Raw genomic sequence first — 13,122 nt, forward strand, 5'->3', positions numbered from 1 at the left:
TCAAATACATTTGAAATAGTCGAATGGCTCGCGGCAGGTATTGCAGCGGTAGAGCGCTTTGCAGGCCGTCGAGCCAAATTCACTGATAAGCGAGGTATCGGTGCTGGCGCAGCGCGGGCAGCTCACCTCCAAAGGCGCGTGCGCGTGACAGCTATGCCCTACGGGCGGACTGATGCCGTACGCCCGCAGGCGCTCGCGCGCGTCGGCGGTCATCCAGTCGGTGGTCCAGGCGGGGTCAAGCTGGAGCACAATGTGCACCGGGGTAAAGCCGCGCCTGGTCATCGCGTCGCGGATTGCCCCCAGCAGGTGTTCCGTTGCCGGGCAGCCCGAGTAGGTTGGCGTGAAGCCAATAACCCAGCCTTCCCCCTGCGCCTTCACGCTGCGCACCATGCCTAAATCGGTGATGGTTAACACCGGCACTTCCGGATCGGGGATCTGGCTTAACAGCGCCCAGATCTGCGGAATTTGCGCAGGCGCGATGTCGACGAGGCGTTGCATAGCGTTCTCCTTTACCACTGCTGACCGGGATACGCGCGCTGGAGATACTGCATCTCCGCCAGCATCGGGCCCAGATGTTCAGTATGCAGCCCCTTCTTGCCCCCGGTGCGGTAGGCCACCTCTGCGGGCACCGTCAGATTGGCGTCCTTGAGACCGGCAAATACTTCGCTTTCCCACGGCTGGCGCAGAACGCGCGGGTCAACCGCCACGCCGGCATCAATCAGCGCCAGCTCGACCTCATCTGCTTCAAACAGCTCCGCCGTAAAACGCCACAGGCCGTCGATGGCCTGCTGCATCTTTTGCGCGGACGTTTCGGTCCCGTCGCCAAGACGCACCAGCCAGCCTCGGCTGAAGCGCAGGTGGTAGCGCGCCTCTTTAATCGCTTTGGCGGCAATGGCGGCAAGCTGGCCGTCGCTGCTTTGGGTCAGGCGTTCGTACAGCGCCACGTTCCAGGCATCCATTAGGTACTGGCGGGCAATCGTGTCGGCGAAGCTGCCGTTCGGCTGCTCCACTAGCAGGACGTTGCGGAACTGGCGCTCGTCGCGGCCAAACGCCAGCGTGTCTTCATCACCCTGGCCTTCCCGTTCCGCGGCATAGGTCAGGAAATTGCGCGCCTGGCCCAGCAGGTCGAGACCGATATTGGCGAGCGCGAGGTCAATTTCCAGCTCCGGCGCGTGGCCGCACCAGGCGCCGAGGCGCTGGGAGAGCACCAGACCGTTGTCGCCCAGACGCAGGGCATAGGCAGTCACTGAATTCATTCTTTGCCTCACATATGCTCGATGCCGTCAGGGATGGTGTAGAACGTCGGATGGCGGTAAACCTTGCTTTCCGCCGGGTCGAAGAACTCACCGCTCTCTTCCGGCTGGGAGGCGACAATTTCGCTCGCCTTAACCACCCAGATAGAACACCCTTCGCTGCGGCGGGTGTAGGCATCACGCGCATTTTCCAGCGCCATGCGATCGTCGGCGGCATGCAGACTGCCCACGTGACGGTGGGATAACCCTTGTTTGCTGCGTACGAACACTTCGTACAGCGGCCAGTAGACATTGCTCATCGTGATTCCTCTTAAGCCACTTTGCGGGCGTGTTGTTTTTCCGCGTGCGCCAGTGCGGCTTCCCGCACCCACGCCCCCTCTTCCCAGGCTTTGCGTTTGGCGGCCAGGCGTTCGTGGTTGCAGATGCCGCGCCCGTTAATGACCTCGTCAAACTCCTGCCAGTCGATCTCGCCGAAGCGATAATGACCGCTCTCTTCATCCAAACGCAGGTCGGGATCCGGCACCGTCATGCCCAGCATCTCCACCTGCGGCACCGTGTTGTCGACAAAGCGCTGGCGAAGTTCGTCATTGCCGAAATGTTTGATTTTCCAGGCCAGACTGCGGGCGCTGTTCGGCGAGTTGTCGTCGTTCGGCCCGAACATCATCAGCGCGGGCCACCAGAAGCGGTTGATGGCGTCCTGCAGCATCTGGCGCTGGGCCTCGCTGCCCTGCGCCAGCGCCATGCAGGCCTCAAAGCCCTGGCGCTGGTGGAAGCTCTCTTCTTTACAGATTTTCACCATCGCGCGGGCATACGGACCGTAGGAGGTCCGGCACAGCGCCACCTGGTTGACGATAGCGGCGCCGTCCACCAGCCAGCCGATCACGCCGATATCGGCCCAGCTCAGGGTCGGATAGTTGAAGATGGAGGAGTATTTCATCTTGCCGTCGAGCATCTTCTGGTAGATGTCTTCCCGCGCGCAGCCCAGCGTTTCCGCCGCGCTGTAGAGGTAGAGCCCGTGCCCGGCTTCGTCCTGCACTTTCGCCAGCAGGATCGCTTTTCGGCGCAGCGTCGGCGCGCGGGCGATCCAGTTCCCCTCCGGCAGCATGCCGACGATTTCGGAGTGCGCATGCTGGCCAATCTGGCGGATCAACGTCTTACGGTAGGCGTCAGGCATCCAGTCCTGAGGCTCAATCGCCGTCTCCTGCGCTATGCGCTGCTCAAACCGTTGTTCTTGCGTCACGTCATCACCTTTATGATTCGTTAGTTTGCAAATTAAAGCGTAATGTTGAATCACTTTGTTTTTTAAAAGTTACACAAAGGTTAAATATAACCCCAAGAATTGTTTCCTGGTTTTGTGATGTTGCTCGCAAGGCTTTTGCTGCGCGCCCTCTGAACAGTCGCTTTACGCGCTGCAATTCATCAGACCGGATCACAATGTTAACAATTCATTAAAACTCAGCTTGATTTTTATGATTCGTGATTAAACTATTAATGAGTAAATTACGTAACATTTGGAGATAAGCGATGCAGCAGTTAGCCAGCTTCGTGTCCGGTACCTGGCAGTCTGGCCGGGGCCGCGAACGCACTATTCATCACGCCGTCAGCGGCGAAGCGCTGTGGAGCGTGACCAGCGAAGGCCTGGACATGGCGGCCGCCCGTCGCTATGCGATTGAGCGCGGCGGTGAAGCGCTTCACGAGATGACCTTTATCGAACGTGCGGCCATGCTGAAGGCGGTGGCAAAGCACCTGCTTAGCGAGAAAGAGACGTTTTATGCCCTGTCGGCCCAGACGGGCGCGACGAAGGCGGACAGCTGGGTAGATATTGAAGGCGGCATCGGCACCCTCTTCACTTACGCCAGCCTGGGGAGCCGCGAGCTGCCGGATGACACGCTGTGGCCGGAAGACGAGTTAATCCCGCTGTCGAAAGAAGGCGGCTTTGCGGCGCGCCACGTCCTGACCTCCAAATCCGGGGTGGCGGTGCACATCAACGCCTTTAACTTCCCCTGCTGGGGGATGCTGGAAAAGCTGGCGCCGACCTGGCTTGCCGGGATGCCCGCCATCATTAAACCCGCTACCGCTACCGCGCAGGTGACGCAGGCGATGGTGAAATCCATCGTGGACAGCGGACTGGTGCCGGACGGTGCCATCAGCCTGATCTGCGGCGGCGCGGGGGATCTCCTTGACCAGCTCGACAGCCAGGACGTGGTGACCTTTACCGGCTCCGCCAGTACAGGGCAAAGCCTGCGCGTGCACCCGAATATTGTGGCGAATTCGATTCCGTTCACCATGGAAGCCGACTCCCTGAATTGCTGCGTGCTGGGGGAAGACGTCACGCCGGAACAGCCGGAATTTGCCCTGTTCATCCGGGAAGTGGTCCGCGAGATGACCGCTAAGGCCGGGCAAAAATGTACGGCCATTCGCCGGATTATCGTCCCGCAAAACCAGATTGACGCCGTGAGCCAGGCGCTGATTGCCCGCCTGGAAAAGGTGGTGGTGGGCGACCCGGCGCAGGAAGGGGTGAAGATGGGTGCGCTGGTCAACGCCGAACAGCGGGCGGACGTGCAGGAGAAAGTGGAGCAACTGATCGCCGCAGGCTGCCAGATCCGTCTGGGTGGCAAAGCGGATATGCAGGCCGCGGGCGCGTTCTTCCCGCCGACCCTGCTGTTCTGCCCGCAGCCGGATGAAACCCCGGCCGTCCACGCTACCGAAGCCTTCGGCCCGGTGGCAACGCTGATGCCGTATCGCAACGCACGCCACGCGATTCAGCTTGCCCGCGCGGGCGGCGGCAGCCTGGCGGGTACGCTGGTCACCGCAGACCAGGACATTGCCCGCCAGTTTATTGCCGGTGCGGCGCGCGCCCACGGGCGTATTCAGATCCTTAATGAGGAATCATCAAAAGAGTCTACCGGCCACGGCTCCCCGCTTCCTCAGCTGGTGCACGGTGGCCCGGGCCGTGCGGGCGGCGGCGAAGAGCTGGGCGGCCTGCGCGCGGTGAAGCACTACCTGCAGCGCACCGCGATTCAGGGCAGTCCGACGATGCTGGCGGCCATTGGCAAACAGTGGGTGCGTGGCGCAACGGTGCAGGAAGATCGCGTGCATCCGTTCCGCAAATACTTTGAGGAGCTACAGCCGGGCGACAGCCTGCTGACGCCGCGCCGCACCCTCACGGAAGCAGACATTGTGAACTTTGCCTGCCTGAGCGGCGACCATTTCTATGCCCATATGGATAAGATCGGCGCGGCAGAGTCGATCTTCGGCGAGCGCGTGGTGCACGGCTACTTCCTGATCTCCGCCGCAGCGGGGCTGTTTGTAGATGCGGGCGTCGGGCCAGTTATTGCTAACTACGGCATGGAGAACCTGCGCTTTATCGAGCCGGTTAAACCGGGCGATACCATACAGGTGCGTCTGACCTGCAAACGTAAAACGCTGAAGAAACAGCGTACCGCCGAGGAAAAACCGACCGGCGTGGTGGAATGGGCGGTTGAGATCTTCAACCAGCACCAGCAGGCCGTGGCGCTCTACTCCATTCTGACGCTGGTGGCGCGCCAGCGGGGCGATTTCTGACACCTTCCCTTCACCGCCTTTCTTGCCGGGTGGCGCGATGCTTACCCGGCCTACGATGATCTGCCGAGGTGTGACGCCGCTCCGCTCTTTTTTTAACCTGGCAAGACTGACAAATAACCTGGCAGATGCAGGCAAACGCTTTTCTCATGGGCCTGTCAGGATAAGGCTGTCACAACACAATAAACACAACAAGATGAGGTCTACGATGGGAAGCAATTCTTCTTTTTCTGCCCGTAGAACGGCGCTGGCCATGGCCGTTGCGCTGTGTTGCGCCTGGCAATCCCCTGTTTTCGCCCACGGCAGCGAGGCGCATATGGTCCCGATGGACAAAACGCTGCAGGACTTTGGCGCGGACGTTCAGTGGGATGATTACGCACAGATGTTCACCATTGCGAAAGACGGTGCCTTTGTGAAGGTCAAACCGGGCGCAAAAACCGCCATCGTCAACGGTAAAACCCTCAAGCTCGAGGTGCCGGTGGTGATGAAAGGCAAGAAAGCCTTTATTTCCGATACCTTCATCAACGATGTTTTCCAGTCTGGCCTCGATCGGACCTTCCAGGTTGAAAAACGCCCTCACCCGTTAAACGCGCTAACGGCGGACGAAATTAAGCAGGCCGTTGAGATTGTCAAAGCCTCGGCGGACTTTAAACCAAATACCCGCTTTACCCAGATTGCCCTTGCAGAGCCTGAGAAAGCCAAAGTGTGGGACTTTGTGCTCAACGGTACGGCAGTGGATGCCCCTCGCCAGGCGAAGATCGTCATGCTCGATGGAAAGCACGTTATCGAAAGCGTGGTGGACCTGAAGGATAAAAAAATCCTGCGCTGGGAACCGGTGAAAGACGCGCACGGCATGGTGCTGCTGGATGATTTCACCGCGGTTCAGCAGATTATCAACGAGAGCACAGAGTTCGCCGAGGTGCTTAAAAAACACGGCATCACCGACCCGAAAAAAGTGATTACCACGCCGCTGACCGTCGGCTATTTCGACGGTAAAGACGGCCTGAAGCAGGAAGATCGCCTGCTGAAGGTGGTGAGCTATCTGGATGTCGGCGACGGAAACTACTGGGCGCACCCGATTGAGAACCTGGTCGCGGTTGTCGATCTTGAGCAGAAGAAAATTCAGAAGATCGAAGAAGGCCCGGTCATCCCGGTTCCGCTCACCCCGCGCCCGTATGACGGCCGCGACCGGGTAGAAACGGAGAAGAAACCCCTGGAGATCGTCGAGCCGGAAGGCAAGAACTACACCATCACCGGGGATATGGTGCACTGGCAGAACTGGGATTTCCATCTGAGCCTGGACTCCCGCGTCGGCCCGATGATTTCAACCGTTACGTATAACGACAACGGCAAAAAGCGCCAGATTATGTATCAGGGGTCGCTCGGCGGCATGATCGTCCCTTATGGCGATCCGGACGTGGGCTGGTACTTTAAAGCTTATCTCGACTCCGGCGACTACGGTATGGGCACCCTGACCTCACCGCTGGTACGCGGTAAAGACGTGCCGTCCAACGCCGTGATGCTCAATGAAACCATCCCGGATTACACCGGCGCGCCGATGGAGATCCCGCGCGCGATCGCCATTTTCGAACGCTACGCGGGGCCGGAATACAAGCATCAGGAGATGGGCCAGCCAAACGTCAGCACCGAGCGCCGCGAGCTGGTGGTGCGCTGGGTGAGTACCGTGGGCAATTACGATTACATCTTCGACTGGGTGTTCCATGAAAATGGCACCATCGGCATTGATGCCGGCGCGACGGGTATCGAAGCGGTGAAAGGCGTGCAGGCGAAAACCATGCACGACGCCACCGCCAAAGACGACACAAAATACGGCACGCTGATCGACCATAATATCGTGGGCACCACGCACCAGCACATCTACAACTTCCGTCTTGATATGGACGTGGACGGCATCAACAACAAGCTGGTGGCCATGGATCCGGAAGTGAAGCCGAATACCGCCGGTGGCCCGCGCACCAGCACCATGCAGATCAATCAGTACGATATTGATACCGAGCAGCAGGCGGCGCAGAAATTCGACCCGGGCACCATTCGACTGCTGAGCAACACAAGTAAAGAGAACCGCATGGGCAACCCGGTCTCATACCAGATTATCCCTTACGCGGGCGGTACGCACCCGGTGGCAACCGGCGCGAAATTTGCCCCGGACGAGTGGATCTACCATCGACTCAGCTTTATGGACAAACAGCTTTGGGTGACCCGTTACCATCCGGATGAACTTTACCCGGAAGGAAAATTCCCGAACCGCTCCATCCACGACACGGGCCTGGGGCAGTACAGCAAGGATAATGAGTCGCTGAACGGCCAGGATGACGTGGTCTGGATGACCACCGGCACCACCCACGTCGCCCGCGCGGAGGAGTGGCCGATCATGCCGACGGAATGGGTGCATACCCTGCTTAAACCGTGGAACTTCTTCGACGAGACGCCAACGCTCGGGAAAAAGAAAGACGTACAGAAATAAATAACGCACCGGGCGCAATGCCCGGTTTTTCATCTATTTACTTGCTGAATACCTCTCCCCGATTATAGTTATTTCTACCTCGTTTATTTCCCTTGCATTTCTTGAACCACTTTCAGCCAGGACACGAAGTTTCAACGAACGACGTAATACACCACTGAGAGGTTAGGATGAAATTCAATTTGATCGTCAGGAGTCTTGCTCTGGCTGGACTTGTTATTTCCGTTAGCTCCGCGTATGCCGCAGAAGCCCCGAAGGATGCCACGGCCGCAACGCAACAAGCCAATAACGCCCTGTTTAATCAGCTTCCTTTCTCCGACAACACCGATTTTACGGACGCCCATAAAGGGTTTATCGCCCCTATTCCTCAGGAAATTATCAAAGGGGAACAAGGCAATGTTATCTGGGATCCACAGCAGTATTCGTTTATTAAAGAAGGCGATAAAGCACCGGACTCCGTTAATCCCAGCTTATGGCGTCAATCTCAGCTGATTAATATTAGCGGCCTGTTTGAAGTGACCGACGGCGTATATCAGATCCGAAATCTTGATCTGTCAAATATGACCATCATTGAAGGGAAAGAAGGTATTACCGTGGTTGACCCGCTGGTGTCGGCAGAAACGGCGAAGGTCGGGATGGATCTCTATTTTAAAAATCGCGGCAAAAAACCGGTCGTCGCCATTATTTATACCCATAGCCACGTTGACCACTATGGCGGCGTGCGCGGCGTGGTGGATGAAGCCGACGTGAAGTCCGGCAAAGTGAAGGTCTACGCGCCTGCCGGGTTTATGGAAGCGGCCGTTGCCGAGAATATCATGGCGGGTAACGTGATGAGCCGCCGCGCCAGCTATATGTATGGCAACCTGCTGAAGCCAGACGCCAAAGGCCAGGTGGGTGCCGGTCTTGGAACAACGACCTCCGCCGGGACGGTCACGCTGATTGCCCCGACCAATATCATTGAGAAAGATGGGCAAAAAGAGGTTATCGACGGCCTGACCTATGATTTTATGCTCGCACCGGGATCCGAAGCGCCGTCCGAAATGCTCTGGTATATCGAAGAGAAAAAGCTGATTGAATCCGCTGAGGACGTGACCCATACCCTGCACAACACCTACTCGCTGCGCGGGGCCAAAATCCGCGAGCCGCTGCCGTGGTCGAAATACATCAACCAGGCGATTGTGCGCTGGGGTGATAAGGCCGAAATCATCATGGCGCAGCACCACTGGCCGACCTGGGGCAACGAAAACGTGGTCAAGCTGCTGAAAAGCCAGCGTGACCTCTATCGTTACATCAACGATCAGACGCTGCGTATGGCGAACGAAGGGCTGACGCGCGACGAAATCGCTGCGAACTTCAAGCTCCCGGATTCACTGGCGCATACCTGGGCTAACCGCGGCTATTACGGTTCGGTGAGCCATGACGTAAAAGCCACCTATGTGCTGTATCTGGGCTGGTTTGACGGCAACCCGGCGACGCTGGATGAACTGCCGCCTGAAGAAGCCGCGAAGAAATTCGTGGAGTATATGGGCGGCGCGGATGCCATCCTCAACAAGGCGAAAACCGACTTCGACCAGGGGAACTACCGCTGGGTGGCGCAGGTGGTCAGCAAAGTGGTCTTTGCCGATCCAAATAACCAGGCGGCACGTAACCTGGAAGCGGATGCGCTGGAACAGCTTGGCTATCAGGCTGAATCCGGTCCGTGGCGTAACTTCTACCTGACCGGCGCGCAGGAGCTGCGTAACGGCGTGGTGAAAGGTCCAACGCCGAATACCGCAAGCCCGGATACGGTGCGCGCGATGACGCCAGAGATGTTCTTCGACTATCTGGCTGTCCATATCAACGGACAAAAAGCCGGTGAGGCTAAGTCGGTGTTTAACATTGATTTAGGCAGCGATGGAGGGAAGTACAAACTCGAGCTTGAAAACGGCGTGCTGAACCACACGGCGAACGCTGAAGCAAAAGAGGCGGACGCTACGCTGACGCTTAACCGTGACACCCTGAATAAAATCATTCTCAAGGAGGTTACGCTGAAACAGGCCCAGAACAGCGGAAATATTAAAATTACTGGCGACAGCGCGAAACTTGATGCCATGCTTAGCTATATGGACAAGTTTGATTTCTGGTTTAATATTGTGACACCGTAACGGTGCATGCAAAAGGGCGGTTCGTCCGCCCTTTCCTGCTTCACGTGTTAGCCAGACAGGGTAAAAGCGTCAATGGAAAAAAGAAAAAAACCGACACTTGAACGGGCAACCTGGCCAACGCGCCATGCCATGGTCATGCACGGGCTGGCGATGAACCTGCCGTGGCTGGCCTTCGTCAATATCAGCTTCGCGGTGATGATTCTGCTGCGACACGTCCTGCTTAATACCAGCGATCCCCTTTATCCCCACTCGCCGCAGCTGACGAGAATGGTCGATGCCTCCATGCTCGGCATTATCATCCTCTCCGCGGCGCTGATCCTCATGGCCTGGCGGCGCATCGCCGGTATCAGCGTGGTGTTGTTTATCTGCAGCGCTATCTGGTCGGTCTCCTGCTTCTGGTTTATCACCCAGCTGCTGCTCCCGCACGTCTGGCCGCTGTGCGTTATTTTATTACTCGCGGGCTTAACGGCGCTCTATTTTTACCCTGAAGGGTTGCTCGCCTTTGTGCTCCCGCTCTGGATCACCCTGCCGATAGCAAGCTGGATACGGAACGATGGCCTCAACCTTCACTTCGTCGTTATCTGGAGCGTCTTTACGCTGATCCTGATCTGCGGGCGTTTCATCCTGTTGAGCTGGTTTGACGAGGCCTGGCGACGTAACCAGCAAAATCAGCTGCTGATTTCCAGACTGGATGCGCTGGCGCATCAGGATCCGTTAACCAAAACCGCCAATCGCCGGAAAATGGAAGTGGTGCTGGAGAACGCGGTTGAGCAGAAAAAAACCTTCTCGGTGATTATGCTGGATATCGACTATTTCAAACGCTACAACGACACCTACGGGCACCAGGCGGGTGACGACTGCCTGACGCGCGTGGCGCGGGTGCTGAAGCAGTCGGTGCGAACGCCTGACGATGTGGTGTCACGCTACGGCGGCGAGGAGTTCGTGGTGATCCTGTTTAACTGCCCGGAAAACATCGCTGAAAAGGTGGCCCTACGCATTCAGGACGGCCTGCGCGCGGAGTCCATACCGCACAGCGCGTCAACCGTTAGCGACCAGGTCACCGTGAGCATGGGGATTGCGAGCATGGCGGAAGGGTTAGCGGGCACCGAGATCATCGCCCGCGCCGATGCGGCGCTGTATCGGGCTAAGGAGGCCGGGCGAGATCGAGTATGCCGCTGAGAACGGCGGCTATTCCGCATGACGCCCGGCGATCCACTTGCGATACTGGCCGGGCGACATTCCCGTCGCGCCAGTGAAGGCGCGCCTGAACGCCGTGTCGTCAGCGTAACCGCAATCGCCAGCAATCTGCGCTATGACGTACCCCGGCTGCTCCAGGAGACGCATCGCCTTTTCAATGCGCATGCGCGTCAAAAAGTTTTTAGGGCTTTCATTCATCTCCTCCGCCATTTTTCGGTGGAGGGTTCGAGTGGTCATATTCAGCGCCCGGGCAAGCTGCTCTACGGTAATTGCCGGATTTTCATACCGAACGATATGTTCCGCTTTCATTATCATCGGATGTACCGAATTTAAAAAACCTGCTGGCGCGTAAACCTGCTGAGACAACGGCTGGCTGTCAGCCACGGCCATATCGGCCGTCAGACGCGCCAGCTTCTGCCCCGCGTGCAGACGGATGATATGCAGCGCCAGGTCAACCCACGAGAGCGGGCCGCCGGAGGTGATAACCCGCGCGTCCTGCACCAGCGCTTTACCCCAGACGGGTTTGCTGAGCGGGTAACGCTGGCGGAAAGTATGGTAAAGCCACCAGGTCGTCGTGCATGCCCGCCCATTGAGTACCCCCGCCTCGGCGAGAACCAACCCACCGGCACAGGCTCCCGCAAGCATCACGCCTTTATCATACTGGTCGCGCAGCCATATGCCAGCCTCGTGGACCGCCGCTAGCGAGACCGGGCGTTTCTGCTCGTCAAGCTTCATCCCGCAGGCAATCACGAGGTCGAAGGTTCCCCCGGTGACAAAGCTCCCATCGGTCTCGATCGGCCGACCCTGCGCGTCCGGGACCGGCTTTCCTTCCGCCGTGATGATGACCGCCTCAAATGGCGATATGCCCGCGCCGTCCGGCTGCTGGGAAATCACCTCGTTAGCCAGCCAGAACATGTCGCAGAGCCCAGCCACGGCGGATTTCATACTTCCGGGTAACGCTAAAATGCCAATTCTCATGATTCAGGCCCGAATAAAATGTCTGATTTCGTATGTTAACCGTCATTTCAGACACTACAAGCTTCTTTGCGCCTCTCGTTACACTGTGCTTCAACGTCTCTCAGGAAATTACGTCACGCCTATGAAACCGACACGCTTGCCCGTTCTTCTCTCTTTGCTTTGCATGGCTGCATCGCAGCCTGTACAGGCGCGGATTAATAACATCATCCTCGTGCACGGTGCCTTTACCGATGGTTCCGCCTGGCAGGAAGTGATAGACCGTTTGCAGACCCGGGGCTATCACGTCACGGCAGTGCAGAACCCCCTGACCTCGCTGAAAGATGACGTCGCCGCCACTGAGCGTGTCATTGACCGTCAGCAAGGGGAAGTGGTCCTTGTCGGCCACTCCTGGGCTGGCGCGGTCATCGCTCAGGCAGGCAATAACCCGAAGGTGAAAAAGCTGGTTTTTCTCTCCGCCCTTGCCCCCGACAGCGGTGAATCGGTCACCTCTCTTCTTACCCGGCTTAACGCCCCGATGGCCGACATGCGCCCGGATAAAAAAGGGCTGATCTGGCTGGACGATCCCGATGCCTATCAGCGCACGATGGCCAATGACCTGCCTCTTAAACGCGTAAAGCTGCTGACGGCAACGCAGCAGCCCATCGCGGCAAACGCCTTTAGCGAGAAGGTAGAACATGCCGCCTGGCGCGAAAAACCCTCATGGTATCTGATAACCGAAGACGATCGCGCCCTTTCTCCCGGCGTCCAGCAGCAGCTTGCCGGCGCCATGAACGCCACCGTCCTGCGTATTAAGAGCAGCCATATGTCGATGATTTCCCACCCGGACGCCGTCAGCCAGTTCATCGAACAAGCAACCCAGACCGACGCAAAGGAAACAAAAAAATGAATATTCTGCATATAGATTCAAGCATTAACGGCGAGTTCTCACTTTCACGTCAGCTGACGGCAGAGGTGGTTCGCCAGCTCGCGTCAGATCGGGTGGTCTATCGCGACGTCGTTAAAACCCCCATCGCCCATCTCACCGGCACCGTTGCTGCAGGCTTCCGGCCGCTGCGGATAGCCACGGACGCTACGGCTGAAGACGTCCGCGAACACGAGCTGTCCGAGGCGCTTGTGAACGAATTTCTCAATAGCGACCTCATCGTGATAGGTGCGCCTATGTATAACTTCTCCGTCTCAACGCAGCTTAAAGCCTGGTTAGATCGACTGGCCCAGCCGGGAAAAACCTTTAGCTATACCCCGACGGGCCCGGTGGGGCATGCGACCGGCAAAAGGATTGTCGTCGTTTCAACCCGCGGGGGGATATATCACGGTACGCCAATCGAAGACATGGATTTTCAGGAGCGATACCTGCAGAAATTTTTTGGCTTTCTGGGCATCGACAGAGTGGAATTCGTTCGTGCCGAAGGGGCGACGCGCGGTGAGGAGATCCGGACTAAAGGCGTTGCTCAGGCGTTTGACACTATTCCATCGGTCATCGCCGCAGCATTAAAATAGCCGCCGGGTT

Annotated in this window: 11 protein-coding genes; 6 read left to right on the forward strand and 5 right to left on the reverse strand. The window is 57.8% G+C overall.

Annotation, left to right across the window (positions count from 1 at the left end; all coding sequences use genetic code 11):
• Genes paaD through paaA form a run of 4 tightly spaced genes read right to left on the reverse strand, consistent with a single transcriptional unit; the run spans position 1 to position 2,493 of the window.
• Positions 1-498, reverse strand: a complete 498-nt coding sequence (paaD, locus tag KIF87_RS15970) for a 1,2-phenylacetyl-CoA epoxidase subunit PaaD (protein WP_213329408.1) — start codon at positions 496-498, stop codon at positions 1-3.
• Between the two features lie 11 nt (positions 499-509).
• Positions 510-1,256, reverse strand: a complete 747-nt coding sequence (gene paaC / locus KIF87_RS15975) for a 1,2-phenylacetyl-CoA epoxidase subunit PaaC (protein ID WP_213329409.1) — start codon at positions 1,254-1,256, stop codon at positions 510-512.
• 8 nt (positions 1,257-1,264) lie between these two features.
• Positions 1,265-1,552 carry a 1,2-phenylacetyl-CoA epoxidase subunit PaaB gene (gene paaB / locus KIF87_RS15980; RefSeq protein ID WP_003857353.1) on the reverse strand — a complete coding sequence of 96 codons (288 nt, stop codon included), beginning with the start codon at positions 1,550-1,552 and terminating at the stop codon, positions 1,265-1,267.
• An 11-nt stretch (positions 1,553-1,563) separates the two neighbouring features.
• Positions 1,564-2,493: a 1,2-phenylacetyl-CoA epoxidase subunit PaaA gene (gene paaA / locus KIF87_RS15985; RefSeq protein WP_349628236.1), complete on the reverse strand. Its 930-nt coding sequence runs from the start codon at positions 2,491-2,493 to the stop codon at positions 1,564-1,566.
• A 284-nt stretch (positions 2,494-2,777) separates the two neighbouring features.
• On the opposite strand from paaA, the gene paaZ reads away from it, so the two are divergent.
• The 4 genes from paaZ to KIF87_RS16005 all read left to right on the forward strand — a co-directional run bounded on the left by paaZ (position 2,778) and on the right by KIF87_RS16005 (position 10,619).
• Entirely contained in the window at positions 2,778-4,817 is a 2,040-nt protein-coding gene (gene paaZ, locus KIF87_RS15990; RefSeq protein WP_213329412.1) for a phenylacetic acid degradation bifunctional protein PaaZ, read from the forward strand.
• Positions 4,818-5,022: 205 nt separating this feature from the next.
• Positions 5,023-7,299, forward strand: a complete 2,277-nt coding sequence (gene tynA, locus KIF87_RS15995; RefSeq protein ID WP_213329414.1) for a primary-amine oxidase — start codon at positions 5,023-5,025, stop codon at positions 7,297-7,299.
• A 167-nt stretch (positions 7,300-7,466) separates the two neighbouring features.
• The gene (locus KIF87_RS16000) at positions 7,467-9,440 is read left to right on the forward strand and encodes an alkyl/aryl-sulfatase (protein ID WP_213329417.1); all 1,974 of its coding nucleotides are present in this window, start codon (positions 7,467-7,469) and stop codon (positions 9,438-9,440) included.
• 72 nt (positions 9,441-9,512) lie between these two features.
• Entirely contained in the window at positions 9,513-10,619 is a 1,107-nt protein-coding gene (locus tag KIF87_RS16005; protein WP_213329419.1) for a GGDEF domain-containing protein, read from the forward strand.
• A 9-nt stretch (positions 10,620-10,628) separates the two neighbouring features.
• On the opposite strand, the gene KIF87_RS16010 is transcribed toward KIF87_RS16005, so the two are convergent.
• Positions 10,629-11,570 (reverse strand): GlxA family transcriptional regulator, encoded by a 942-nt coding sequence (locus KIF87_RS16010; RefSeq protein ID WP_349628237.1) that lies wholly within the window; start codon positions 11,568-11,570, stop codon positions 10,629-10,631.
• A 166-nt stretch (positions 11,571-11,736) separates the two neighbouring features.
• Here KIF87_RS16010 and KIF87_RS16015 point away from each other — a divergent pair, with 166 nt between their 5' ends.
• Both KIF87_RS16015 and KIF87_RS16020 read left to right on the forward strand, forming a co-directional pair.
• Positions 11,737-12,501, forward strand: a complete 765-nt coding sequence (locus tag KIF87_RS16015; protein ID WP_213329424.1) for an alpha/beta hydrolase — start codon at positions 11,737-11,739, stop codon at positions 12,499-12,501.
• The gene (locus KIF87_RS16020) at positions 12,498-13,112 is read left to right on the forward strand and encodes an FMN-dependent NADH-azoreductase (protein WP_213329427.1); all 615 of its coding nucleotides are present in this window, start codon (positions 12,498-12,500) and stop codon (positions 13,110-13,112) included. The genes KIF87_RS16015 and KIF87_RS16020 overlap by 4 nt, the downstream gene beginning before the upstream one ends.
• The last annotated feature ends 10 nt before the right edge of the window (positions 13,113-13,122 follow it).

It is taken from the genome of Enterobacter sp. 120016 (assembly GCF_018383635.1).
In the GTDB taxonomy this organism is placed as follows: domain Bacteria; phylum Pseudomonadota; class Gammaproteobacteria; order Enterobacterales; family Enterobacteriaceae; genus Enterobacter; species Enterobacter asburiae_D.

Excerpts from the sequence above, each read along its gene's own strand:
- paaD (WP_213329408.1), bottom strand. The coding sequence starts at position 498 with ATGCAACGCCTCGTCGACATCGCGCCTGCGCAAATTCCGCAGATCTGG.
- paaC (WP_213329409.1), bottom strand. The coding sequence starts at position 1,256 with ATGAATTCAGTGACTGCCTATGCCCTGCGTCTGGGCGACAACGGTCTG.
- paaB (WP_003857353.1), bottom strand. The coding sequence starts at position 1,552 with ATGAGCAATGTCTACTGGCCGCTGTACGAAGTGTTCGTACGCAGCAAA.
- paaZ (WP_213329412.1), top strand. The coding sequence starts at position 2,778 with ATGCAGCAGTTAGCCAGCTTCGTGTCCGGTACCTGGCAGTCTGGCCGG.
- tynA (WP_213329414.1), top strand. The coding sequence starts at position 5,023 with ATGGGAAGCAATTCTTCTTTTTCTGCCCGTAGAACGGCGCTGGCCATG.
- KIF87_RS16000 (WP_213329417.1), top strand. The coding sequence starts at position 7,467 with ATGAAATTCAATTTGATCGTCAGGAGTCTTGCTCTGGCTGGACTTGTT.
- KIF87_RS16005 (WP_213329419.1), top strand. The coding sequence starts at position 9,513 with ATGGAAAAAAGAAAAAAACCGACACTTGAACGGGCAACCTGGCCAACG.
- KIF87_RS16015 (WP_213329424.1), top strand. The coding sequence starts at position 11,737 with ATGAAACCGACACGCTTGCCCGTTCTTCTCTCTTTGCTTTGCATGGCT.
- KIF87_RS16020 (WP_213329427.1), top strand. The coding sequence starts at position 12,498 with ATGAATATTCTGCATATAGATTCAAGCATTAACGGCGAGTTCTCACTT.